The following is a 23,953-nucleotide window of genomic DNA, read 5'->3' on the forward strand; positions in this document are numbered from 1 at the left end:
TGCGTCAATGTGCCATTTTTCGGTGCGCCAAGGCTATCCCCTTAGCCAGCTAACTAACTGACTGTTCGTCATTGACCAGGTGATAGCGCAACGCCATGGTCTGAATCTTGCCTTGCTTCTTGGCTTGAACGCGGTCGCCTTACAAAGGTGATCGACAATGGGAAGTTTCGCTACAAAGTTTGCCCACAGAGCGAACGAGAGTGAACTTTCGAGGCCTTTTAGCAGGGCACAACATCAACGTCGACCGACCGCGATGCACGCCATTGGTGCGTGGTGTCCAGAGGAGTCATGGGGCATGCAGGCTTTCCTTTCACCGGGGATCAAGTTGCTGGGGCGGTTTGGCTTCGCACGTAAATTCCAGTTGTTGTTTCTGCTATTCATTTTGCCGTTGGCCGGCAGCCTGTTGATGATCGGCCAGGACTATCGCGACAAACTCAATCTGATTTCCGGCGAACGTGCCGGCGTGCGTCAGTTGCTCGCGCTGGATGCGCTCGACAACCTGCTCGCGGCCCAGCGCGACCGCGCAGCGCGTTGGCGTGCCACGGAAACCAATCGTCAGCCGACACCCGCGACGCTCGCCGCCATGGCTGCGTTCGATGCTGTGCAGCCAGCTGTCCAGCAAGCCACCACTGACTTGGGCAATGCGCTGAATAACGAGGGCGCCGAAGGCGAAACCCTCACCCGTTATCAGGCGTTGCAAACCGCGCTCGGCGGCCTGGACTCGAAAAGCCTCAGCGGCGTCGGCTGGTGGCCGGACGGTTACGACCGTTTCACCAACGCCCTCAGCGCCCTGCAAGCACTGCGCGAGCAAATCGTCATGGACAATCGCCTGACCCTCGCGCCATGGCTGGAAACCTATCTGCTGACGCAGATTTCCACGCAGCATGCACCGGACCTGATCGAACGGGTCGGGCGCCTCGCGGCGGTCGGTCAGGCGTCGGTGGTGTCCGGTCAGTTCACTTTGCAAAGTCGCTTGCAGTTGCGCGACCTGCGCAGCCGCATCGGCGATGCCCGTGAGCAGTTGGTGAAAACCGCAGGCTTGCTGGAAGCGCGCCTGCCCACAGGCCTGCAATCCTGGGCCAGCCAATACCACGACAGCCTCAAGCGCCTGGACAACGGCCTCAAAGTGCTGGACGACGGGGTGTTCGGTGGCAGCATCAATCTCAAACCGGAAGACTTCGAGCGCAGCCTTGATGCGTTGCTGGCTGACCTCGCCTCTCTGCGCCAGCAATCGCTGATGTCGCTGGATCAGCGCCTCGAAGACCATCACGGCTCGGCGGTTCGCCAGCTGATCATCGTCGCGGCGATATTCGGCTGTCTGCTGCTGGTGGCGCTGTACCTGTTCATCTGCCTGCAAGCCTCGATCCGCCGCAGCGCCAGCGGCATCACCGTACTTGCCGAAGCCCTGCGCGACGGCAATCTGAGCCTGCAAGTACCGGTCGTGGGACACGACGAACTGGCGGCGATCAGCACCGCACTCAACGTCGCCGTGGTGCAATTGCGCACCAGTATGATCGGCGTCGATCACGAGACTTCACAACTGAGCAACGCGGTTCGCAGCCTCAACGATCATTCCAGCGGTGCCCTCAGCGAAGTCGAAGCACAGCAGTTGCAAATCAGTCAGATCGCCGCTGCGGCCACACAACTGGCCGCGACCTCCCAAGGCGTCGCACAGAGCTGCGAGCAGGCCTCTGGCAGCGCTCAACACACCCGCCGTATCGCCGCCGACAGCAGCCGCGACAGTCAGCGCACCACAGCGAGCATTCAGCAGCTCAACCAACGCTTGAACGACACCGCAGCCGCGCTAGGCCGGGTCAGTGAGCAAGGGCAGCAGATTCAATTGGTGGTCGACACCATTCGCGGGGTGGCCGAGCAGACCAACCTGCTCGCGCTCAACGCAGCCATCGAAGCCGCGCGCGCCGGGGAACAGGGTCGCGGTTTCGCCGTGGTCGCCGATGAGGTGCGTAGCCTGTCGCAACGCACGCAATCGTCCACCGCGCAGATCGCCGGCACGGTCGACAGCCTGCGTGCCACGGTCAACGAAGCCGTGAGCCTGATGGAAGCAGCCTGTGGCCAGGCACAAACGGACGCCGAAGCCGTGACCGGGCTGGGCGAACGCCTGGGGGAAATTGCCAGCGCCGTGCAAAGCGTCACCGACACCCTGGCGCAGATCGCCACGGCGGTTGAAGAGCAAGCGAGCACCGCCGACGAGGTCAGCAGCAGTATTCAGCAAGTCGATCAGGCAGCAGTGCGATTGCTCGAAGGCGCGCGCGCTGTGAATCTGGCGGCGGACACCTTGAGTCAGGGCAGTCATGCCTTGAGTACCAACACCGCGAGATTTCAGCTTCGTTGATGCCCTGCCCGGCACGATTTTCGGGGCCGGAGGATAAGCGGTTGAAAATAAGAAGAAATATTTTAAATTTACGCTTGACGCTTTTCCATTTCAGGGGAATAATGCGCGCCACTTGGCTACATAGCTCAGTTGGTTAGAGCATAGCATTCATAATGCTGGGGTCCGGGGTTCAAGTCCCTGTGTAGCCACCAAGTACTAAAAACGGCTTACCGAAAGGTAGGCCGTTTTTTTATGCCTGTAGAAAAGTCTCGGTAATCTCCTGTTCCGCCAGGCCGAGAAAGCGCCGCAGGAAACGGATTCGATCCTGGTACGAATTGGATTTTTCGTGAAGCCAGGCGCCTGTAACTCAATCGTTCGGTTCGCCCCACTCCCCTATTGACCGACAAGCTCCCCCGGCTCGATTCAAATCCCTCTTCGACGAAGACTGGCCTTGGAAGCATCCGCACGGCGGCGGCTCCTGGACCGCAGGGATCCGGCAGGACAACGGAGCCCGCCAGCAACTTTGGCAAGATCATGGTCGCGGTAGCTGGACTCGGTGGGGAACTCGCTGTGCATTACTGGCCTCTTGTAGGTTTTGTATTTGTGGGAGCGAGCCTGCTCGCGAAGCGGTGTTTCATTCAATATCAAGGCTGGCTGATACACCGTATTCGCGAGCAGGCTCGCTCCCACAGGGGCTTGTTTCAGTTCGATGAATTTGACATTGACCCTAGCGAACATCCGCTCTGAAAAGAAAGACAATAATGTCCACCGGTTTGCGTCGCGACCGGTCGGTCGATAAAGTCCCTCAGACTTTTTATCCACGGACGGAGAGCCCGCGTGTTTTCAGCCTTGCCCTTGAGCCGCTTTCGCCTGCCTGCCCTGACGCTGATCATCAGCGCCCTGTCACTCACCGCGTGCAACGCCCCGCCCTCCTCGACCCTGCCGCTGGCACCGGAAGCCGCCTCCGGTTATCGCACCGACCTGCAAACCCGTCACGCCAGCAAACACATGGCGGCCGCGGCCAATCCGCTGGCCGCGGAAGCGGGTCGGGAAATGCTGCGTCAGGGCGGTTCGGCGATTGATGCTGCGATTGCGATGCAAGCGGTGTTGACGCTGGTGGAGCCGCAATCTTCCGGCATCGGTGGCGGTGCGATGATTGTGTTGTGGGATGGCAAACAGGTGCGCACTTATGACGGCCGCGAAACCGCGCCGGCCGGCGCCACCGAGAAACTGTTCCTGCAAGCGGACGGTAAACCGATGCCGTTCCCGCAAGCGCAAATCGGCGGGCGTTCAGTGGGTACACCGGGCGTATTGCGTGCACTGGAGATGGCGCATAAACAGCACGGTCGCCTGCCCTGGGCCAAGCTGTTTGAACCGGCGATCAAACTGGCCGAACAAGGTTTTGCGATTTCCCCGCGCCTGTATTCGCTGCTGGCATCCGATCCGGTGATCCGCCGCTCGCCAGACATGGCTGCTTACTTTCTTAATGGCGATGGCAGCGTCAAAGCCGTCGGCACTCGACTGCAAAACCCGCCCTTGGCTGCCGTGCTCAAACGCATTGCCAGCGAAGGTGCCGATGCGCTGTACACAGGCCCGATCGCCGAGGAGATCGTCGCCAAGGTGCAGGGCCACGCCAATCCCGGCAGCCTGTCGTTGAACGATCTTCAAGGTTACAAAGCCAAGGAGCGCGCGCCCTTGTGCACTGACTACAAACGCTGGCAGGTCTGCGGCATGCCGCCACCGTCATCGGGCGGGATCGCCGTGGCGCAGATCCTCGGCACCTTGCAGGCACTGGAGACCCGCGATCCGCGCTTGGCGCTGGCACCGTTGAAACCGCTGAAGACCGACAAACCCGCCGGCTTCGAACCGGCGCCGCAAGCCGTGCACCTGATCGCCGAGGCTGAACGCCTGGCCTATGCCGACCGTGCGCAATACGTCGCCGATACTGACTTCGTGCCGGTGCCGGTCAAAGGCCTGGTCGATCCGGCCTATCTCGCCAGCCGCGCCAGCCTGATCGGCGAACGCAGCATGGGCAGCGCCAAACCGGGCACACCGCCGGGCGTGCAGGTTGCCTACGCGCCTGACCGTTCGCCACTGCGCATCTCGACCTCGCAAGTGGTCGCGGTGGATGATCTCGGCGGCGCTGTGTCGATGACCACCACCATCGAAGCGGCGTTCGGTTCGCACTTGATGGTTCAGGGCTTTCTGCTGAACAACCAGATGACCGACTTCTCGTTTATCCCCGAAGAGAACGGGCAGAAAGTCGCCAACCGCGTCGAACCCGGCAAACGTCCGCGCTCATCGATGGCACCCACGCTGATCTTCGACCGCAACAGCGGTGAATTCCTCGCCAGCGTCGGCTCGCCGGGCGGTTCGCAAATCATCGAATACGTGGCGAAAACCACCGTCGGCCTGCTCGACTGGAACCTCGACCCGCAAAGCGCCATCAGCCTCCCCAACTTCGGCAGCCGCAACGGCCCAACCGAACTGGAAAAAGGCCAGTTCAGCCCGGCACTGATTCAAGCGCTGAAGGACAAGGGGCACGCGGTGAATGAGATCGACATGACCAGCGGCACCCAAGCCATCGTGCGGGTCAAGGATGCGCAGGGAAATGCATCGCTGGAAGGTGGAGCAGATCCACGGCGCGAGGGAGAAGCGCTGGGCGATTGAGATCAACGAAACTCACACCGCCAGCGTCTTGCCGTCCACCGGGGCGCCTATCGTCAGGAAGTGCCCGCCGGCCACATGGTGCAAAGTGCGCAGGCCGTCGTGCCCTTCGAAATGCCAGCGTCCTTCGCTGAACACCCGTTCATCGGCATGGGCGGCAATGACTTCGGCGAGGAACAGGTCGTATTGATCGTGATTGCGCGGCTCCGGCAGCAAGCGGCATTCGAGCCAGGCAACGCATCCCTCGAGCAGCGGCGCTTCAACCTTGTCGCCGCTAAAGGTTTGCAAGCCATAGGCCTGAAACTTGTCCTGCCCTTGGCTTTGGGTGATTTCCAGACCCGAGGTCGAACCAACGGTTTGCACGATATCGGCCTGATTGACGCAAGGAACGTTGAGTACGAAGGTGCCGGACGCCTCGAGCAACTGCCGGGTCCAGGTGGATTTGTCGAGGACGACGGCGACTTTCGGCGGTTCGAAGTCCAGTGGCATCGCCCACGCGGCGGCCATTATGTTGCGTTGGCCGTCATGGGCGGCGCTGACCAGTACGGTCGGGCCGTGATTGAGCAGGCGGTAGGCTTTGTTCAGGGCAACCGGGCGGCGGTGGGAGTCGCTCATGGGGATCTGCTCCGGGAAAAAGGAGCTGATTGTAGCGCTGTCACTGAAGAAACACAGATTCGGTGGGAGCGAGCCTGCTCGCGAAAGCGGTGTGTCAGTCAACATCCCTACGGAGTTAACTGACGCTTTCGCGAGCAGGCTCGCTCCCACATTGGATCAGTGCAGGTCAGTTAGACAGTTGATTGGCGAACTGGCCGACGGCATTCACGACTTTCTGCGCGCCATCCTGAATCTCAACGATCACCGTTCCGGCCTCCGCCGCCAGCGCCAGCCCTTGCTCGGCCTGGAGCTTGCCGTCGGTCATCAGCGCCACGGCGTTACGCGCCATTTCCTGGTTCTGCCGCACGACGCCGACAATCTCTTCGGTCGCCTGGCTAGTGCGCGAGGCCAGTTGCCGCACTTCGTCGGCTACCACGGCAAAACCACGGCCCTGCTCACCGGCGCGGGCCGCTTCGATCGCGGCGTTGAGCGCCAGCAGGTTGGTCTGTTCAGCGATGCCGCTGATGGTTTTGACGATCGTGCCAATCACCAGCGACTGCTCGTTCAGCGCTTCAATGCCTTCACCGGCGGCCTGCATGTGCCGCGACAAATCGCGCATCACGTTGACCGCTTCGGTCACTACAGTCGTGCCGCGCTGGGCAGTGCTGTCGGTTTGTTGCGAGGTGCTGTAGGCAATGCTGGCCGCGTCGGCGACAGCTTGTTCGCGATTGACCTGATCGGTAATCACCGTGGCGAACTTCACCACTTTGTACAGTTTGTTGTTGGCATCGACCACCGGATTGTAGGAGGCCTCCAGCCACACTGTACGACCATGGCTGTCGATACGTTTGAAACGGGCAGCTACAAACTCGCCGTTGTTCAGACGACGCCAGAAATTCTGATACTCGGCACTGTTGTACTCTTCGGGCATGCAGAACATGCGGTGATGTTTGCCCTTGATCTGCGCCAGGCTGTAACCCATGCCGCTGAGAAAGCGTTCGTTGGCGTTGAGCACGTTACCGTTCAAATCGAACTCGATCACCGCGGTGGAACGCACCAGTGCACCGATCAGGTTTTCATGCTCGCGGGAGGCTTCGATCGTGCGGGTCAGGTCGCTGGAGAAGATCGAGATGTGCTTGATCCGCCCATCCGAAGAACGTACCGGCTGCACGATCGAGCGCAACCAGGCCTCGTCACCATTGCCACGCAGCAGTCGCACAGCGCCAGCGAAATGCTCGCCGCGAGTCATGGCGCTCTTGAAGCGCTGATGGAATTCGTCGGATTTCACATGGGCCGGGACGATGTCATCGATGGCCCGGCCAATCAGGTCATGGCTCTTGTAGAACATCTCGTCGAGGAAGTTCTGGTTGACCGACTGAACCCGTCCATCCGGCTCGAGGGTCAGCACCATCATCTCGCTTTCCAGGCTTTCCTTTACTTGCACAAGGCTGGAGAGTTCTTCACGAAGAGCAGCCAGCTCTTGCTTCAAGCGTTTATTGAACATGGGAAAGCACCGATGGGCAGGGTGGAAAGCGGGATACAGCCTAACCATCGGCCTTGGACAGCTTTTCTGAAGAGCGATTGAGACTCGTCAGTCAAAAATAGTTCGGGCTCTGCGAGTCAGGCAGTTCCGGCAACCTGACATGGCCCCGTGCGCGGCATCCGCGCGCCAAAGTACGCCGCACTCAGCACACCCACTGCGCCCATCACCGCGCAGAAGATTACGCAGATCCACGGGCTCCATGGCATCAGACCGATCAGCAACAACGGCGTGATACTCGCCCAAGCGGCGTAGGCAATGTTGTAGGTGAAGGAAATACCGGAGACCCGAATACGCGCCGGGAACAACCCGACCATCACCGACGGCACTGCACCGACAACGCCACAGGCTAGACCGGCCACCGCGTACGCCAGACCAATCCAACCGCCCCCCATGATCAAGCAGCTGTAAAGCACGCCAATGCCCAGCGGCAGCAGCACGCTATACAGCATGACCGTGCGCCAGGCACCGATGCGATCCACCAGCAACCCGGCGATCACGCAACCGATGTTGAGAAAGACGATGCCCAGGGCGCTGAGCGCAAAAGTGTGGCTGGCGGTCATGCCGAAGGTTTTCTGCATCATGGTCGGGGTGATGACCACGAACACCACCACTGCCGATGTCAGCACGCAGGTCAGCAACATGGCTGGCAGCATTGCCAGTCGATGTTCACGCAGCACTGTACGCAGCGGCAGCTCGACCCGTGCCTCGCGCTGCGCCTGCATCGCCATGAACACCGGGGTTTCGCTCAACCAGCGGCGCAGATAGACACCGATCACACCGAACACGCCGCCCAGCAGGAACGGATAGCGCCAGGCGTAATCAAGAATTTCCGCCGGGGTGAATACTTGTGCCAGGAATGTCGCGGTCAGCGCGCCGATCAGATAGCCGAAGGTCAAACCGGCCTGCAAGAAGCCCAAGGCATAACCGCGATGCCCGGTCGGTGCGTGCTCGGCGACGAATACCCAGGCACTCGGCACTTCACCGCCAACCGCCGCGCCTTGCAAGATGCGCAGCGCCAACAACAGCAGCGGAGCGAAATAACCGATCTGGGCGTAAGTCGGCATGATTCCGATCAGCAGGCATGGCAGCGCCATCATCAGGATGCTCAGGCTGAAGACTTTTTTGCGGCCCATCCGGTCGGCGAAATGCGCCATCAGAATCCCGCCCAGCGGCCGCGCCAGGTAACCGGTGACGAAAATTCCAAAGCTTTGCAGCAGACGCAGCCACTCGGGCATTTCCGGCGGGAAGAACAACTGGCTGAGGGTCAGGGCGAAGAATACGAAGATGATGAAATCGTAGATTTCCAGAGCCCCGCCAAGGGCCGCAAGGCCCAGGGTCTTGTAGTCGGAGCGGCTGAACGGCACCGGTTTGGCCGTGTTTTGGGCAGTCATGGCAAAGAACTCTGGCAGGCAAAAAACCAAGGCGCACATGGTCTACGCAAATGCGTCGATGGACAACCCGTTAGACCATAGTCCCGATTTTGCAAAAACCTGCTCACAAAATGGCTTGGCTTGAATTACTGTTCAGGCCTGTCCAGAGGGACGACGCAACGCCGACCAACCGCAGCGAACCCCATGTGGGAGCGAGCCTGCTCGCGAAAGCGTCAGTTCAGGCAACCTCGATGTTGACTGTGCCGACCTCTTCGCGAGCAGGCTCGCTTCCACTGGGGATCTCTTTGCTGTGGAGATGGGCGGCGGCTCCCGCGGACCACAATAACCATAAAAAATCCGAGGTACTCCCGTGGCCGTTGATATCGAAGATAGCCGCTCTGCACGCTTTGCCCTGCGCTGTTCAAGTTTTGCCGAACGCTGGTTTCCCGATTCCTGGGTATTCGCGGCGTTGGCCGTGATCATCGTTGCGCTGGCCACAATGGCCATGGGCGCCAAACCCACCGCCGCCGCCATGGCATTTGGCGACGGGTTCTGGAGCCTGATCCCGTTCACCATGCAAATGGCCTTTGTGGTGATCGGCGGCTACGTGGTCGCCAGTTCCCCGCCTGCCGTTAAACTGATTGATCGCTTGGCGCGTATCCCGAAAAACGGCCGCTCTGCCGTGGCCTGGGTCGCGTTGATCTCGATGGTTGCCTCGTTGCTGAACTGGGGCTTGTCGCTGGTATTCGGCGGTTTGCTGGTCCGTGCCCTCGCCCGCCGCACCGATCTGAAAATGGATTACCGTGCAGCTGGCGCCGCCGCGTATCTGGGGCTTGGCGCGGTGTGGGCGCTGGGGCTGTCGTCGTCGGCGGCGCAGTTGCAGGCCAACCCCGGCAGCCTGCCGCCGTCGATTCTGTCGATCACTGGCGTTATCCCGTTCACCGAAACCATTTTCCTCTGGCAGTCCGGCGTGATGTTGCTGGCGCTGATCGTGGTTTCGATCATCATTGCCTACGCCACCGCCCCCGGCCCGAACTCTGCGCGCAGCGCCGAGGCCTGCGGTATCGACCCGGCCTTCAACCTGCCGCCGCTGCAACCGCGCACGCGCCCTGGCGAATGGCTGGAACACAGTCCGCTGCTGATCATCGTGCTGGTGCTGCTGGCGGCGGGATGGCTGTTCCACGAGTTCTCGACGAAACCGGCGATTACCGCGATTTCCGGGCTCAACACCTATAACTTCCTGTTCATCATGCTCGGCGCATTGCTGCACTGGCGTCCGCGCAGCTTCCTCGATGCAGTCGCCCGCGCGGTGCCGACCACCACCGGCGTGCTGATCCAGTTTCCGCTGTACGGCTCGATTGCCGCGCTGATGACCACCGTCAAAGGCGCCGACGCGCAAACCCTGGCCCACCACATCTCGACGTTCTTCGTCAGCATCGCCTCGCACGACACGTACGCGCTGCTGATGGGCGTGTACTCGGCGATTCTCGGTTTCTTCATCCCGTCCGGCGGCGGCAAGTGGATCATCGAAGCGCCGTACGTGATGCAAGTCGCCAACGATCTGCAATACCACCTCGGCTGGGCGGTGCAGATCTACAACGCGGCGGAAGCCTTGCCGAACCTGATCAACCCGTTCTACATGCTGCCGCTATTGGGCGTGCTCGGCTTGAAGGCGCGGGACCTGATCGGTTTCTCGTTCGTGCAATTGCTGGTGCATACACCGCTGGTGCTGCTGTTGCTGTGGGCGCTCGGGACGACACTGGCGTATACGCCGCCGGTGATGCCGTAAAGCGTTCGACCTCACCATATAAAACCAATGTGGGAGTGAGCCTGCTATCACGAGCAGGCTCACTCCCACGTTTGCAACGACTCACTCGATAACTTTTCTACTGCCCACTAGACCGCGCGACACCCGTGGTTTCAGTATGTACCCGCCCCGCAACCGGGAACCACGCTGAAAAGGATCTGAGCATGTTCAAACTCGCAGGACTTACCCTCGCCGCGCTGACACTGAGCGCCGCCGCCCACGCCGATGTCGACCTGAAACTGGGCAGCACCGAGCGCGTCACACGTCTGTTCGCCTACCCCAACAACTGCAGCGTGATTTGCTTCCGCAACTGGACGCTGGAGCAGACCGTCGCGCATTACCTGACCCAGAGCGTGCAACGCGACGGCTATGCCAATGCGAAGGTTCTGGTCAAAACCGATAACGACCAGATCTACGCGGAAATCAGCGGCGTGCCGCAGGGCTACGACAAACCGCTGTCGGCGCTGCTGGACGCGGGAGATCTGGCCTACACCGGCGCCAGCAAGCTCAACGCCGATGGCAAATGGGCGTACAGCTGGTATCTGTTCCTGCCGTTGGGCATGGCCCTGGAGAATCGTAAAAGCGTCGAATTGCTGCACTTTCCGCCGGATTACTCGCTGACCCAGGCTCAGGATTATCTGCGCTCCAATACCACCGACCGCTGGGCAACGCTGTTGACGGTCAATAGCATCCCCGCCGATCAGACCCCGGCCTATCAGACCATCATCGACATCGCCCCGATCGCCGCGCCGTCCAACGCCGGCAGTGACCTGGAGGGTGTCTATGACTACTTCAAGGACTACCAGACCACGCTGGTCAAGCAGTTCAGCCAGACCGCCAGCGGCAAGACGCTGCCGATGGTGGCGTTCGGTGCACCGGTGAGGAACTGGATCAAGCAGCAATACGGTCCGACCGTGAGCGTCCTCGGCCTGGCGACCATCAGCCCCAGCACAGGGGTGAACGTGCCGGTGCTGGGTTCGAACCACCCCAGCTACATCTGGTACGCCGCCGATCCCAAAAGCTACACCGGCGACGATGCGCAAGCCAAGGCTGACGCGGCAGGCCTGAGGGTAATGGGGCAGGATTTGAGCGCCGCCTGCTGGCAGGCCGACATGGGCAGCAAACCGGACAGCGATGCGCAGAGCACGCTCAGTACGTGCACGCAGACCTGGCAAGTCACGCAAAAGGTCAAAACCTGCGAGTTGTTCTACACCTCCATTCGCAACCTGACCCCGGAGCAAGCCGCCACCCAGTGCGCCACACCACCGGTCAAGGCTCAACTGAAACAGCTCAAAGCCCCGCTGCCCGCCACTGCGGCCCCCGCTCCACACCTGTAATCGCGTTGATGTCATTCCCGTGTCAGCCATGACTGACGCGGGAAAGCGTCTATCTCGCCTGTCAGATCTGACAGTAGACCGTCTATACCTATTACAACTACATTGGATCCAAAGAATAGTGGCGCCGCGCTGACAGGACGTCAGATAAAGGAAGTCGCGCCCTCCTTGCAACAAGGACTGTTATGAATACCCATGCGATTGCTGGATCTGTTCCACGCGATACCGAAGGTATCTATCCCTTCGCTGGCCTCCCGGTGCGCCTCGGGTTTCCGTCCAGCGCCGACTTCGAAGTCTTCCACGATGAGCACGGCACCCCGACAGGCGTCGCGGCGCGTCGGGAATTTCAGCGCACCTGCCGAATGTGCAGGGTGTCTGGACAGTTACTGCCCTACCGCTGTCGACAGACCCGACAGCTGTTGAACGGTATCCACGTCTACGATCCACGCTTTTGCGGAGCACTCGAACACGCCTGCGACCCGAACGTATTTCTCGACATGAGCGAACTGTGGCTGTGGGCGTTGAAAGATATCCACAGGGGTGAGCGGCTGACCATGGATTACGCCGCCACCGAAGACAAACTGCTGCGTCAGTTTGCCTGCGATTGCGGTTCTGTACGTTGCCGTGGGTGGATCACCGGTTACAACGAACCCCCGAGCATCGAGGGCCAGCACTTTTTACAGCGCTGGCGACGGCAAGGCTCACGCTGATCCGCGCGGCAACCTTCGGCGGCTACGGCGCCCCGACAGGACGCAAGCGATACTGCGGCGGCAATTGCTCGAAACCGCTGATGGTCGCGTTCAGGCTTTTCCAGCGCCCATCCTTGATGCCGTAGATGCAACCGTGGATCGACAGGCTCTGCCCGCGATGCCAGGCGTTTTGCACAATGCTGGTATGGCCGACGTTGGCCACTTGCTGGATCACGTTGAGCTCGCACATGCGATCGACCCGCTCTTCTTCGGTCGGCAGCTTGGCCAGTTCGTCACGCTTGTCGTAATAGAGGTCACGGATCGAGCGCAGCCAGCCGTCGATCAGACCGAGCTGACGATCCTGCATCGACGCCCGCACACCGCCACAACCGTAGTGGCCAGTGACCAGAATGTGTTTGACCTTGAGCACATCGACCGCGTACTGGATCACCGACAGGCAATTGAGGTCGGTGTGCAGCACGACGTTGGCGACATTGCGGTGTACGAACAAATCGCCCGGCAACATGCCGACGATTTCGTTGGCCGGCACCCGTGCGTCGGAACAGCCGATCCACAGATATTCAGGGGTTTGCTGACGCGCCAGCTTGGCGAAGAAATCCGGGTCTTCCTTGGTGATCGCGTCAGCCCAACGCTCGTTGTTATCAATCAGGTCTTGTAAGTCATGCATGCTGTAAGGCCTCAAGAAAGATGCGCTGCTTTGACAGACGACCGTCAGTCGGGGTCACGAAAGGATCGCAAGTGTTTTTGTTGGAATTCTCGTGTGCCCGGCGAGTCCACCTTAGTAAGGCCCACACTATGAGGATTTGCCATGACTGATTCACGACGCCCTTACGATGCGGTGCAACCGGAACCCATCGATGATAACGAAGATCGGATGGGTTCGATGCACGAGCTGGATTTCGACGACGAACAGCCCAGCGCGAAAATCGGCGACGAACTGCCGGAGCAGGAGCGCAAGCAACTGATGCCAGAAGAGCGCGTGCGTGAAGCGGGTCTCACTGGCGCGTCGACTGCCGACCATGAGCCGACCGACGATGACATGAGCCCGGAAACGCTGATTCATGAGGATGGCGCACGGGATGCGAAGGAATCCGGTGAAGACAATCCTGCGGACTGGGATTTGAGCGTGGTTGATGAAGACGATATCGGCGGCGGCAATGGTCTGGATGAAGCAGAGCTGGCGCGGCGCGAACCGTTGGATGGCAATCGCTGATTACCTGCAGTAACGCAATCCCTGTAGGAGCTGCCCAAGGCTGTGATCTTTTGATCTTGTTGTTCAACATCCAAAGCAAGATCAACAGATCGCAGCCTTCGGCAGCTCCTACAGGGGGCTCAGCCATACATGAGTGGGATCAGTCAACCAAGGTGCAGGCCATGACCACCGCATCTTCACGCCCACCCACCGCCGGATAATAATCCCGACGCCGGCCAATCTCGTTGAAGCCATAACGCTCATACAAACGGAACGCCGACTGGTTGCTGTCACGCACCTCCAGAAAACACTCGCGCGCCTGGGCGGCATAAGCCCGCGACATCAGATGCTCCAGCAACGTCAGCCCCAGCCCACGCCCCTGATTCTCCGGTTTAACCGTGATGTTGAGCAGGTGCGCCTCATCCAGAATGATTTGCACCACGCCGTGACCGACCTGCTGCTGACCTTCGAACATCAACCAGATCTGGTATTTGCCCAGGCCGTCGAGAAAAATCCCACGGGTCCACGGGTGGCTGTAGGCGGCGAACTCAATCTTCAGTACAGCGTCCAGGTCCGCCTCGGTCATCGGGCGGAACGTTACAGCGTCACTCATTCGATTCTTTCCAGCGCGCCATCAGCCGACGCATGGCTTGCCACACAGCGGCTTTGCGCTGTGGCTCTTCCATTAACAATTCCAGACCGGGAATGGCCCAGGCCGGGCCCAGACCTTCGATCTGCAATTCACGATTGAACGCTTCGGCGTCAGCTTCACCGGCAAAACGCACCGCCGGCAGGCCGATCAGCCATAGGCAGGCGCACGGCGCCGCTTCCATTTGTACCGAAAGAAAACCTTGCACGAAGTCGCGCGCAGCTTCCGGCCCCTGATCCATCGTGCCGCGATTCAACCACGGCCAGCGCACCGGCTCGCCGACGATCTGCGGCGCATCCGGCAGACCGGCGGCACGCAACATGTCCTTGAGCAAGAGATACGCCGGATCGCGGCTCTGGAAGGATTCACCTGTGGGTAACTCCACCAGCAGCAGGCAACGCCCGGCGCGCAGCAGTTGCAGGGCGAAACGCGGGGGGGGCACTGGCGCAGGTTTGGCGACCACCGGCGTGTCGTCCGCCTCCTCGACCGGTTTTGTGCTGGCTCGAGTACTCGGCGACGAAGGTCGCGGCACTTCGATCTTCTGCCGCTCGGTGGGGCGCACGGCAGGCTGCACCGGGGTTTCGGCCTGAGGCGCAGCCACAACCGGCGCCTCGATTTCGGGCTCGGGCATGTCCAGCAGCTCGGGCCGCGAAGGGGCAGCGAAGGGCAATTCGGTGCGCGGCAGCCAATTGACCACCTGCATGGCGTTCAAATAGGCGCGGCGGCGGGACTCGATAAGCAAAGGTCGGCCACTTGTGGATAACTGAAGTGCGCCGATTCTACCGCCCTTCGCTCAAGATCGCTCGCTGTTGATCGATAGTCTTGAGCCTGGCGCTTTATCCATGCTCTTTACCTTGAAAAAAGCGACAGCCCGTCCCGAGAGTGAATCGCATCCTTCGTGATGCAGTACAATCGCGGCTTTTAATCGCCAACCAGCCGGCCATTCCGATGATCGAACCCAAGCGCGTCTTGCGCGCCCTCGCTGAACACTGGGCACTTCTGGAGCCACTGTGCGAGCACTTCGACCAAGGCACACTGAGCCTCAACGAACTGCGCACGCAACTGGCCGCCCAACAACTGGACAGCACGCCGCAGGACATCACCAGTCTGCTCGACGTGTGGATTCGCCTCGACATTCTGGTGCCCGTGGCGAAAAGCCCGAACCGTTTCGAGCTCAATGCGCAGATTCACGACTTCCTCGCCTACCTGCGCCGTGAGCACCGTTTGGGCCTGTGCCTGGAAATCGAAGCGTATCTGCGGCATCTCGAACGCCTGGCTGGTTATATTCAGGACGCATTCGACATCCGCGATGGCCACGACCTGGCCCGCCAGTTGCGCTTGCTCGACATGCGCGTACGCGACGTGTTGAAGAAGCTCGACAACGACGAGCAGGCGCTGGTGGCCGTGGCCGAGCGCGCGAAGACCAGCGACCGACAGATTCCACTGCGTCAGCGTTACGCCGAAGTTCTGGCGACCTGGGACGAATACGTCGAGCCGATGATCGATCTGGTCAACGCCGACGGTGCCTTCGAACAAGGCGTGCGCAAGGTCGAAACCGTACTGCTGAAGATGCTCAGCGAACAGCAACGCCTCGGCCATCTGGTCGATGACGACATGCTGCTGCGCACCCACGCGCGCATCCTCGAAATGCAGACCAGCGCCCAACTGACCCTGCGTCATGCCCGCGAACTGCTGCTGCCGCTGCGTGAAGAAGCGCGACGGCACAACGCCGTGACCCGTGGCGCCGCACTGGCGCTGGCCGCGATCCGCCGCAAAGGTATCGATGCGGTGCCGCAAGCGGCGATGCCGCTGTTCACCCGGCCGCAAAGCACCTTCCTCGGCAGCGCCAGTCAGGTCGAAGCCTACGTTTATGCATTGGCGCGTTTCGAGCCCAAGCCGGCGCGTTTCCCCAAGGCCCACAAAACCCAAAAAGGTGGCGAAGCTCCACGTGCGCCTCGCACGGTGCGCGAAATGCTCGATCGCTGCGAAGACGCCCTGCCGATGCCGGACCTTATGGTCTGGCTGCTGGAGCAGGAACCGGACGGCGCCACCGACGAATTGCTTTACTGGTTCTCGCGCCTGTCGCGGGAAAAACGCTTCAAGCGCGAACGTCTGGAACGCCGCGAATACCACACTCACGAGCACCAGGTCAGCCTGCGCTCCTTCGCCCTGCTCTCGGCCCGCGACACCGCCGCCGAGGATTCTGCGAGCATCCCAAATGCATCTTGATCTCTCCGAACTGTCTCAACTCGCGCCGATCTTCCGCGAACTGTTCAAGGGCTACCACGTCAGCCGCCGTGATCCGGAGCTGTACGCGCAACTGTCGAACTTTCAGGATCAGTACCGCACGCTGTTCAAGGCCCTGGGCTTTGAACTGGTCTGCGACACCCGTGGTTTCTACTATTTCGTACCGGACCTGGCTGCTGCGGCGGTGAACAAGACGGCCCAGCGTCTGGCCCTGTTTACCTTCATCCTCGTCGAGCATCTGGCCGATCAGGGCCGCGACCCGATTGCTGTGCTTGATGGTGGCAGCCTCGGCCGCGAAGAGCTGCCATCGTTGCTGGAGAAGTACCGCGATCTGTTTATTCAGGCCGAAGTACAGACCGTTGAAGAGCTGGAAGAAAAGATCATGCGCCGCATGACCCAGCTCGGCTTCGCCGGCGAAGAGAACGGTGTGTACCGTTTCCTGCCGCCGATGCACCGATTCCTCGATGTGTGCCTGTCGGTTCAGCAAGACCGCGACCTGGCCGCCAGCGTGCACAGCGTTCTGCCGCTGCCAGCGCCAGTGCTGATCGACGAAGCTGCCGAAGCCAAATTCCTCGAAACCGACGATCCGCTCGATCTCTCGGAATTTGACGAAGAGAGTGAAGAAGACGCACTGGCCCGCGCCATTGCCGAAGAACAGGAGTCCGACGCATGAGCCAGGAACGCTACGGCATCCGCCGCTTTGCCCTTTTGAACACCGCCGGTTACAGCCTCGGCCTGTTCCCGCTGGAAGAACCGCTGTCGGTTTATGGCGCGAACAACCTCGGTAAATCGGCGTCGATCAACGCCTTGCAGTTCCCGATTCTGGCGCGCATGTCGGACATGAGTTTCGGCAAATACAGCCTGGAACAATCGCGGCGCTTCTACTTCGCGACCGACACCAGTTACATCCTTGTCGAAGTAAGCCTGCCCCACGGCCCGCACGTTATCGGCGTGGTCGGTCGCGGCCCGGGCGGTGGTTTCGGTCACCAGTTCTTTGCCTACGCCGGCAAACTCGATCTGGCCCACTACCAGAAAAACGACACTTGCCTGCGCCAGAAAGAGCTGTTCAGCAACCTTGAGAAAGAAGGCCTGAAAGCCTACGAACTCAAGCCTGACGAACTGCGTCGCTTGCTGGTTGGCGGTCACACGTCGATCCCGCTGGACCTGACCCTGATCCCGCTGCGCTCCACCAGTGAGCAGAGCCTGAAGACGTTCCGCGCACTGTTCATCAACCTGCTGCACATGCGCGAAATCACCGCGGCCAAACTCAAGCAACTGTTCCTCGATGCGTTTGAGCACAGCTTGCGTTCGGGTAGCGTTGATTACATTGCTGCGTGCGAAGAAGCGTTCCGCGACGTACGCCGCATGGAACAGGACTACAACTCGCTGGTCGCCGCTGGTCCCTTGGTCGAAGCCTTGGCCAATGGCGTGAAACAGCGCGACGTGCTGCGCGGCAAACTGCACCGCCTGTCGCCGCTGCTCGATTCGCTGCTCGGCACCTGGTCGGATTACGCCGGTGCGCGCAAGGAAGAGCTGACGATTCAGGCCGATCACTACCGCGGCGAGCAGGATGCACTGCAAAACAATCAGCGTGGCGGTACACAAGAACTGATGCGTCTGGAACGGGAAATTTCCGGCATCCAGCGCTGGCTCGGTGAATTGTCGGTGTTGAAAAATCGCTTTGCGCTGGTCGATGACGTCAAAGTGCTGGAGCAACAATTGCTCGCCGCCAAAGACGCTCACGACGAGTTGGCCGGTGCCTTGGCGCAATCGCGTCAGTTCAGCGCCGAAGATCTGGAAGAGCGTCTGCGCGATCTGGAAAAACGCCTGAAGTCGGTGAAGCAGCAACTCGATCACGCCGACAACAACAGCTACGCCCGTCTGCGCGAAGAGTTCTCGCAGCCCGACGTCGAGCGTTTGATGCGTCTGTTCAACAGCGCGCTGTTCAGCTTGCCGCTGGGCGAGCACGGCATCACCCTCGACGACAATGGCGAGTGGGTCAAATCGGTTGAGCTGATTCTCGATGGCTTCAAAGGCGAGCGCTTCGAGGTGCCGGGCCTGTCGATCGACCTCTCGCACATCGAGCCACCGGCCCTGCAAGCCTTGGCCGACCGTGCCGCGCTGCGCGATCAGAAAGAGCGTCTTGATAAAGAGCTCAAGCAACTGAAAACCCAGCAAGCCGTGGCCGCCGACCGCGCCGCGAGCAAGACCCAGACCGAAGCGCTGTATCAGCAGGTGCTGGATGCGCAAAAGGCGCTGGAAGACTTCCGTCGCTGCCAGACCCTGAGCGCCGAAGAAGGCGACAAGCTTGAGCAACTGGCGCAGATGGAAGGCGCGCAGGACGAACTCAAACGCTCCAGCGACGCGTTCACCGAGCGCGTCCAGCAACTGTCGGCCAAGCTGCAACTGGTTGGCCGGCAGATCGCCGACATGGAAGCCAAGCAACGGACCCTCGACGACGCCCTGCGCCGCCGCCAGTTGCTGCCGGCGGACCTGCCGTTCGGCACGCCGTTCATGGATCCGGTCGACGATTCGATGGACAACCTGCTGCCGCTGCTCAACGACTATCAGGACAGCTGGCAGGGTCTGCTGCGCGCCGATGGCCAGATCGAAGCGTTGTACGCGCAAGTGCGCCTCAAAGGCGTGGCCAAGTTCGACAGCGAAGACGACATGGAGCGCCGCCTGTCACTGCTGATCAACGCCTACGCACACCGTACCGACGAGGCGCTGACCCTCGGCAAGGCGCGGCGTGCGGCAGTCACCGACATCGCCCGGACCCTGCGCAACATTCGTAGCGACTACGACAGCCTCGAGCACCAACTGGCGCTGTTCAACCGCGAGATCAACAAGCGTCAGGTGTCCAACCTGCAGAGCTTCCGTATCGTCCTCGCGCCGAACAAGGAAGCGCTCAAACACATCGACCAGATCATCCACAGCGCCGGTCAGTACGAAGAAGGCGAAACCCTGTCGGTGTTCGACCTCAGCCAGAGCGCCGAACAGGACAACAAGAACGAAGAGGCCAAGGAATACCTGGCGCGGTTGGTGGCGGCAAACCACAACCAGCTCGGCCTCAAGGACTTGTTCGAACTGGCGTTCGAGATCACCAAGGTCAACGGCCAACCGGTTATCCACACCGACATCGACGGCGCGGCGTCCAACGGCACCACCATGACCATCAAGGCGCTGACCAACATGTACTTGTTGCTGCACTTGATGGACCGCGATCAGGCCGGTCGTGTACGCCTGCCGTACTACCTCGATGAGGCGGCGGACATTGACGAGAAGAACCAGGCAGCCTTGCTGGAAACCAGCCTGCAACTGGGCTTCGTACCGATTCTGGCGAGCGTGAAGCCGCAGGTCTGCGCCAGTGTCGCCATCGACCTGGAAGGCGGCAGCGGCCCGGCGGGGATCTACATCGACGAGGCGGACTGGAAGTACATCCGCCGCCATGATGTGGTCAAAGCCACGGTGAATGTTGAAGCGGATGAGCCGGAGCTGGATGCGGTTTGATCGGCGTTAACTGAAGGCAATAAAAAGGGCCGCGATCTGATTGGATCGCGGCCCTTTTTTATGGCTTGGGATGTGTGCTGAACGCTGAGGCCTTTTCGCGAGCAGGCTCGCTCCCACCGGGATTTATGGTTGGCACAGAATCTGTGTCTACCGCCGATCCACTGTAGGAGCGAGCCTGCTCGCAAAAGCATCTTTTCAGACGCCACATCAAATACGGGTTATTTACCGAGCGAAATCTTCGGCGCCCACGTCAGCCACTCATCCTCGAACTTATCGAACAGCGGGAACGTCTGCTCAGGCCGCGCCGGATTACCCATGCGCTCGCCATCCGGCGTAGCAAAAGCAATCCCGCCCTGAATCGCCGTTTCAAGCGATTCCGTGCGAAGCGTCAAGCCGTTGAACAAGCCGATATCGAAACCCACACCACTGGTGTTCCAGAAGCGGCTGCCACTGCGTACCAACGGCGCATATTTCGGCTCGATCAGAATGTGCACCAACACGCGATCAGCGCTCTGGCCCAGTTCATAACCGGTAACTTTGCCCACGGTGATTTCACGGTAGGTCACTGGCACACCCGGTTTCAGCGAGCCACGACGAGCCGCGCTCAATACCAGACTCAAACCCGTCTCTTGCCTGGTCACTTCCGGTGCATTAGCCAGCGCGACAAAGTTCTTTTGCGGCCCGAGGTTCTTCGCCGCCGGTTGCACTTCGATGTATTGCCCGGTGACCAGGGTTTCCAGATTGGAAGTCTTGATCAGCCCCAACTCCGGTTTGACCACCCAGAACTGACTGCCAACCCGGGCAATTTTCTCCGGCACTTGCGTGATGCGTGCGGTGAGGATGACCGCTTGCAGATCGTCGGTCAGATCGACACTTTCAATCTTGCCGACATCCAGCCCCTTGAAGCGAACTGGCGTGCCGCTGCGCAAACCATCGGCACGATCAACCTTTATCGTCACAACATCGCCCTTTTGATTGGCGTCGTCATGGCTGGCAAACAGGCGGAAGCGCGGAATACGTTTCTGCAATGGCGCCTTGGGCTGTGGCGTTTCGAAGGCAATACCGCCGGCCATCAGCGTCTGCAGTGATTCACTCTTCACTTGAATGCCGCCCGTCAGGCCACCGGTCAATGTAATACCGCTGACATTCCAGAAACGGGTCGAGGCGTTAACCAGATTTTCGTATTCCTTCTCGATGTGAACACCGATAACCACCTGCTTTCGGGTTTTGGAAAACTGGTAGCTCTGAACCGAACCAACCTTGACCTGTTTGTAAAGAATCGGACTGCCGACTTCAATCGAACCAAGAGCATCGGTGAACAACACCAGGTGCAGGCCCGGCGAACGCAGGTCCAGCGGCGGTGCCTTTGGCCTGGCCTCGAATTCACGTTTCGGGGCAGCCCCTTTGTCACCGGGGCGCACGGCGATGTAGTTACCTTTCACCAGTGCTTCCAACCCAGTGATACCGGCCAGGGAAATCGACGGTTTGACCACCCAGAATTGCGTGCCTTCGACGAGATAGTCTTCGGCCAATGGATCAAGGGTGAGTTCGGCAGTGGCGCTGTTCAGATCCGCATCGACCTTCAGCGCCTTCAGATTGCCGACCTGAATACCTTTGTACATCACCGGCGTACGACCGGCCTGCAGACCTTCAAAGTCGCTGAGTTTGACCTTCACGCGGATTCCGGCAGCGGCGGCGTCGAAGTCTTCATAAAGACGGAACGGCAAGCTTGGATCGGTCGCCGGACTGTCCTTGCGATTCTCTGGCGTGGCGAAGGCAATACCGCCGGCGACAATACTCGCCAGCGATTCACTGCGCACCTTTACCCCAGACAGGTTGGCGTCGATGCTGATGCCGCTGGCGTTCCAGAAACGTGTGTGTTTACGCACCAGTTTGGCGTAGGTCGGCTCGATAAAAACTTTGAGCTCGACGGTACTCTGGTCTTCCGAAAGCAGATAGCTTTTGACCTGACCGACCTTGATCTGCTTGTAGAACACCGGGCTGCCGCGGCTCAGCGAGCCGAGCCGATCAGCCTTGATGGTCAGGTGCAGACCAGGCTTGGCATCAGACAGTGGAGGCTCTTCAGCCAGCGCCTTGAACTTGCGCAAAGGCTCGCCTTCGCCGGGACTGATGGCGATGTAATTACCGGAGACCAGTGTTTCCAGCCCGGTAATACCGGCCAAGGTCACGCTTGGTTTGATCAGCCAGAAACGGGTGCTGGTCTTGAGGTATGGCTCGACGTCTTTATTCATCTCGACCGTGGCGATCACTCCTTTGGAGCTCCCTTCATCGTCGAGCTTGAGCGTCTTGACCTTACCGACCGACATACCTTTGTACATGACCTCGGTCTTGTTGGCCTGGATGCCTTCGCCGCTCTCGAAGCGAATCTGGATCTCGATACCGGTTTCGGAGTAAGCACGCCAGCCGAGCCAGCCGCCGATGATCAGCGCAATCAAAGGCAGTACCCAAATGGCAGACCAGTTCGAGGCCGGTCGGGTTTTCGCTACAGGCAAATCAGTCATGGTCGTCATCCGACTCCGTGTTATCCCAAATCAGTCGGGGATCAAAAGTTACTGCAGCAAGCATCGTCAGAATCACCACAGTGGCGAAGGCGACGGCGCCAAGATTGGCTTCGACACTGGCAAGCCGGCCGAAGTTGATGACCGCCACGAGGATGGCGATCACAAAAATATCGAGCATCGACCAGCGGCCAATGAACTCGATAAAACGGTACATCCAGATGCGCTGACGCGCGGACAACGGCTGACGTCGTTGCACCGAAAACAGCAACAGTGCGATGCCCACCAGTTTGAAAGTCGGCACCAGAATACTGGCGATGAAAACGACCGCAGCAATAGGGATCATGCCGTGCTGCACCAACTGGATCACCCCGGACATGATGGTGCTCGGATCCCCCTGCCCCAAAGAACTGACAGTCATGATCGGCAGCACATTGGCCGGGATATAGATAATCGCTGCAGTGATCAGCAGTGCCCAGGTTCTGGCCAGGCTGTTCGGACGGCGTGGGTGAACAAGTGCGCCGCAGCGCGTGCAGGTTTGCTCGTCGGTGTCCGTTTCTTGCCTGTTCAACTCGTGGCATTCGGTACAAGTCAGAATGCCCGCATCAATCGCCCGCATGAGCATCCTCTCCAGATAACGCCTGCCAGATCTGATGCGGCGACATCACCACCTCCAGCCAGACCTGAATCAACAGCAAGCCGATGAAACACGCCAGACCGAGGCCGACGGTAATGGCCGCCATGTCCGCCAGTTTAACGATCGCCACCAGTACGCCCATGAGGTAGACCTCGAGCATTCCCCAGTCTTTGAGGTGGTGGTAAATGCGATAGAGCAGCAGGCCGTAGCTGCGCCCAAGGTTCAAGCGGATCGTCAGCAATACCGCCAATTGGCACAGCAACTTGATTAACGGAATAGCCATGCTGCACAGGAATACGACGATCGAAACACCTTGCATGCCGGTGTTGAACAAACCCACAACACCGCTCCAGACAGTGTCGTGCGACGACTGCCCGAGAAGATTGAGCTGCATGATGGGTAAAAAGTTCGCTGGCACGTAGAGCAAGAGTGCCGCTATGACCAAGGCAAGGCTGCGCTGCACCACATTGTGGCGGTGGGCGTACAACTCGTAACCGCAGCGTGGGCACAGGGCCTTTTCGCCGTGTGCAAGCTTCGGCTTGCGCATCAGCAAGTCGCACTCATGACAGGCCACCAGGTCTTCCAGTGGTAAATCTGACAGCCCTGGGGCGTCAACCGGATCTGACATAAAGGCTCTGGCTCCGAAAAAGATGGGGCTATTCTAGTGTTCTGATACGAAAATAACTGTGCAAATTTGTTCGGTGGTGCGAACAAAAACTTTCCTGCGGGCAAAACAAAACCCCAACTGCTTTCGCAATTGGGGTTTCGGAATTTAATCTTGACGATGACCTACTCTCACATGGGGAAACCCCACACTACCATCGGCGATGCATCGTTTCACT

General features: G+C 59.9%; 18 protein-coding genes, 1 tRNA gene and 1 pseudogene. 10 read left to right on the top strand and 10 right to left on the bottom strand.

The window, feature by feature from the left end; genetic code table 11:
- Window positions 1–295: 295 nt before the first annotated feature.
- The 3 genes from JJD74_RS17740 (at window position 296) to ggt (ending at window position 5,002) form a co-directional block, all read left to right on the top strand.
- On the top strand, window positions 296–2,353 hold the full coding sequence (locus JJD74_RS17740) for a methyl-accepting chemotaxis protein (protein ID WP_200616238.1): 2,058 nt from the start codon (window positions 296–298) through the stop codon (window positions 2,351–2,353).
- A 114-nt stretch (window positions 2,354–2,467) separates the two neighbouring features.
- Window positions 2,468–2,544: transfer RNA gene (locus JJD74_RS17745), tRNA-Met, on the top strand.
- A 625-nt stretch (window positions 2,545–3,169) separates the two neighbouring features.
- A complete protein-coding gene (gene ggt / locus JJD74_RS17750; protein WP_200616241.1) occupies window positions 3,170–5,002 on the top strand; it encodes a gamma-glutamyltransferase in 1,833 nt (610 codons plus the stop codon).
- A gap of 12 nt (window positions 5,003–5,014) precedes the next feature.
- Here the strand turns inward: ggt and JJD74_RS17755 are convergent, their stop codons facing one another.
- The 4 genes and pseudogenes from JJD74_RS17755 to JJD74_RS17765 form a co-directional block, all read right to left on the bottom strand.
- A complete protein-coding gene (locus tag JJD74_RS17755) occupies window positions 5,015–5,614 on the bottom strand; it encodes a flavin reductase family protein (protein WP_200616243.1) in 600 nt (199 codons plus the stop codon).
- Between the two features lie 166 nt (window positions 5,615–5,780).
- Window positions 5,781–6,341 carry a methyl-accepting chemotaxis protein gene (locus JJD74_RS31485; RefSeq protein WP_442793285.1) on the bottom strand — a complete coding sequence of 187 codons (561 nt, stop codon included), beginning with the start codon at window positions 6,339–6,341 and terminating at the stop codon, window positions 5,781–5,783.
- Window positions 6,321–7,145 (bottom strand): annotated as a pseudogene (locus tag JJD74_RS31490) (PAS domain-containing protein); the annotation flags it as partial. The gene JJD74_RS31485 and the pseudogene JJD74_RS31490, both read right to left, overlap by 21 nt.
- Before the next feature lie 68 nt (window positions 7,146–7,213).
- A complete protein-coding gene (locus JJD74_RS17765) occupies window positions 7,214–8,527 on the bottom strand; it encodes an MFS transporter (RefSeq protein WP_042561065.1) in 1,314 nt (437 codons plus the stop codon).
- 349 nt (window positions 8,528–8,876) lie between these two features.
- Here JJD74_RS17765 and JJD74_RS17770 point away from each other — a divergent pair, with 349 nt between their 5' ends.
- From JJD74_RS17770 to JJD74_RS17780, 3 genes are all read left to right on the top strand, one after another.
- The gene (locus JJD74_RS17770) at window positions 8,877–10,295 is read left to right on the top strand and encodes a short-chain fatty acid transporter (protein WP_042561066.1); all 1,419 of its coding nucleotides are present in this window, start codon (window positions 8,877–8,879) and stop codon (window positions 10,293–10,295) included.
- A 182-nt stretch (window positions 10,296–10,477) separates the two neighbouring features.
- A complete protein-coding gene (locus JJD74_RS17775) occupies window positions 10,478–11,650 on the top strand; it encodes a hypothetical protein (protein WP_200616246.1) in 1,173 nt (390 codons plus the stop codon).
- Window positions 11,651–11,832: 182 nt separating this feature from the next.
- Window positions 11,833–12,357 (top strand): SET domain-containing protein-lysine N-methyltransferase, encoded by a 525-nt coding sequence (locus JJD74_RS17780; protein WP_047303168.1) that lies wholly within the window; start codon window positions 11,833–11,835, stop codon window positions 12,355–12,357.
- 22 nt (window positions 12,358–12,379) lie between these two features.
- On the opposite strand, the gene can is transcribed toward JJD74_RS17780, so the two are convergent.
- Complete coding sequence (gene can / locus JJD74_RS17785) at window positions 12,380–13,024, bottom strand: carbonate dehydratase (RefSeq protein WP_042561069.1); 645 nt, start codon at window positions 13,022–13,024, stop codon at window positions 12,380–12,382.
- Window positions 13,025–13,165: 141 nt separating this feature from the next.
- On the opposite strand from can, the gene JJD74_RS17790 reads away from it, so the two are divergent.
- The gene (locus JJD74_RS17790; protein ID WP_047303171.1) at window positions 13,166–13,570 is read left to right on the top strand and encodes a hypothetical protein; all 405 of its coding nucleotides are present in this window, start codon (window positions 13,166–13,168) and stop codon (window positions 13,568–13,570) included.
- A gap of 139 nt (window positions 13,571–13,709) precedes the next feature.
- Here the strand turns inward: JJD74_RS17790 and rimI are convergent, their stop codons facing one another.
- Both rimI and JJD74_RS17800 read right to left on the bottom strand, forming a co-directional pair.
- Window positions 13,710–14,162: a ribosomal protein S18-alanine N-acetyltransferase gene (gene rimI / locus JJD74_RS17795; RefSeq protein ID WP_042561071.1), complete on the bottom strand. Its 453-nt coding sequence runs from the start codon at window positions 14,160–14,162 to the stop codon at window positions 13,710–13,712.
- Window positions 14,155–14,901, bottom strand: coding sequence for an energy transducer TonB (locus JJD74_RS17800; protein ID WP_200616255.1), 747 nt, complete (start codon window positions 14,899–14,901; stop codon window positions 14,155–14,157). Before JJD74_RS17800 ends, rimI begins: the two co-directional genes overlap by 8 nt.
- A gap of 245 nt (window positions 14,902–15,146) precedes the next feature.
- Here JJD74_RS17800 and mksB point away from each other — a divergent pair, with 245 nt between their 5' ends.
- Genes mksB through mksF form a run of 3 tightly spaced genes read left to right on the top strand, consistent with a single transcriptional unit; the run spans window position 15,147 to window position 19,955 of the window.
- The gene (mksB, locus tag JJD74_RS17805) at window positions 15,147–16,427 is read left to right on the top strand and encodes an Mks condensin complex protein MksB (RefSeq protein WP_162184590.1); all 1,281 of its coding nucleotides are present in this window, start codon (window positions 15,147–15,149) and stop codon (window positions 16,425–16,427) included.
- On the top strand, window positions 16,417–17,118 hold the full coding sequence (gene mksE, locus JJD74_RS17810; RefSeq protein WP_042561074.1) for an Mks condensin complex protein MksE: 702 nt from the start codon (window positions 16,417–16,419) through the stop codon (window positions 17,116–17,118). Before mksB ends, mksE begins: the two co-directional genes overlap by 11 nt.
- Entirely contained in the window at window positions 17,115–19,955 is a 2,841-nt protein-coding gene (gene mksF / locus JJD74_RS17815) for an Mks condensin complex protein MksF (protein ID WP_042561075.1), read from the top strand. Before mksE ends, mksF begins: the two co-directional genes overlap by 4 nt.
- Window positions 19,956–20,173: 218 nt before the next feature.
- On the opposite strand, the gene JJD74_RS17820 is transcribed toward mksF, so the two are convergent.
- The 3 genes from JJD74_RS17820 to JJD74_RS17830 are packed head-to-tail and all read right to left on the bottom strand — an operon-like array spanning window position 20,174 to window position 23,739.
- Window positions 20,174–22,477: a PqiB family protein gene (locus tag JJD74_RS17820; RefSeq protein WP_200616251.1), complete on the bottom strand. Its 2,304-nt coding sequence runs from the start codon at window positions 22,475–22,477 to the stop codon at window positions 20,174–20,176.
- Window positions 22,470–23,093: a paraquat-inducible protein A gene (locus tag JJD74_RS17825; RefSeq protein WP_047303177.1), complete on the bottom strand. Its 624-nt coding sequence runs from the start codon at window positions 23,091–23,093 to the stop codon at window positions 22,470–22,472. The genes JJD74_RS17820 and JJD74_RS17825 overlap by 8 nt, the downstream gene beginning before the upstream one ends.
- Window positions 23,080–23,739, bottom strand: coding sequence for a paraquat-inducible protein A (locus JJD74_RS17830; protein WP_042561077.1), 660 nt, complete (start codon window positions 23,737–23,739; stop codon window positions 23,080–23,082). Before JJD74_RS17830 ends, JJD74_RS17825 begins: the two co-directional genes overlap by 14 nt.
- Window positions 23,740–23,953: the final 214 nt, after the last annotated feature.

Source organism: Pseudomonas sp. MF6776 (assembly GCF_016613125.1).
Lineage (GTDB): Bacteria > Pseudomonadota > Gammaproteobacteria > Pseudomonadales > Pseudomonadaceae > Aquipseudomonas > Aquipseudomonas iridis.

Excerpts from the sequence above, each read along its gene's own strand:
- JJD74_RS17775 (WP_200616246.1), top strand. The coding sequence starts at position 10,478 with ATGTTCAAACTCGCAGGACTTACCCTCGCCGCGCTGACACTGAGCGCC.
- mksF (WP_042561075.1), top strand. The coding sequence starts at position 17,115 with ATGAGCCAGGAACGCTACGGCATCCGCCGCTTTGCCCTTTTGAACACC.
- JJD74_RS17820 (WP_200616251.1), bottom strand. The coding sequence starts at position 22,477 with ATGACTGATTTGCCTGTAGCGAAAACCCGACCGGCCTCGAACTGGTCT.
- JJD74_RS17780 (WP_047303168.1), top strand. The coding sequence starts at position 11,833 with ATGAATACCCATGCGATTGCTGGATCTGTTCCACGCGATACCGAAGGT.
- JJD74_RS17755 (WP_200616243.1), bottom strand. The coding sequence starts at position 5,614 with ATGAGCGACTCCCACCGCCGCCCGGTTGCCCTGAACAAAGCCTACCGC.
- can (WP_042561069.1), bottom strand. The coding sequence starts at position 13,024 with ATGCATGACTTACAAGACCTGATTGATAACAACGAGCGTTGGGCTGAC.
- JJD74_RS17765 (WP_042561065.1), bottom strand. The coding sequence starts at position 8,527 with ATGACTGCCCAAAACACGGCCAAACCGGTGCCGTTCAGCCGCTCCGAC.
- mksE (WP_042561074.1), top strand. The coding sequence starts at position 16,417 with ATGCATCTTGATCTCTCCGAACTGTCTCAACTCGCGCCGATCTTCCGC.
- JJD74_RS17830 (WP_042561077.1), bottom strand. The coding sequence starts at position 23,739 with ATGTCAGATCCGGTTGACGCCCCAGGGCTGTCAGATTTACCACTGGAA.
- JJD74_RS17740 (WP_200616238.1), top strand. The coding sequence starts at position 296 with ATGCAGGCTTTCCTTTCACCGGGGATCAAGTTGCTGGGGCGGTTTGGC.
- rimI (WP_042561071.1), bottom strand. The coding sequence starts at position 14,162 with ATGAGTGACGCTGTAACGTTCCGCCCGATGACCGAGGCGGACCTGGAC.
- JJD74_RS17825 (WP_047303177.1), bottom strand. The coding sequence starts at position 23,093 with ATGCGGGCGATTGATGCGGGCATTCTGACTTGTACCGAATGCCACGAG.
- JJD74_RS17790 (WP_047303171.1), top strand. The coding sequence starts at position 13,166 with ATGACTGATTCACGACGCCCTTACGATGCGGTGCAACCGGAACCCATC.
- JJD74_RS17800 (WP_200616255.1), bottom strand. The coding sequence starts at position 14,901 with ATGCAGGTGGTCAATTGGCTGCCGCGCACCGAATTGCCCTTCGCTGCC.
- mksB (WP_162184590.1), top strand. The coding sequence starts at position 15,147 with ATGATCGAACCCAAGCGCGTCTTGCGCGCCCTCGCTGAACACTGGGCA.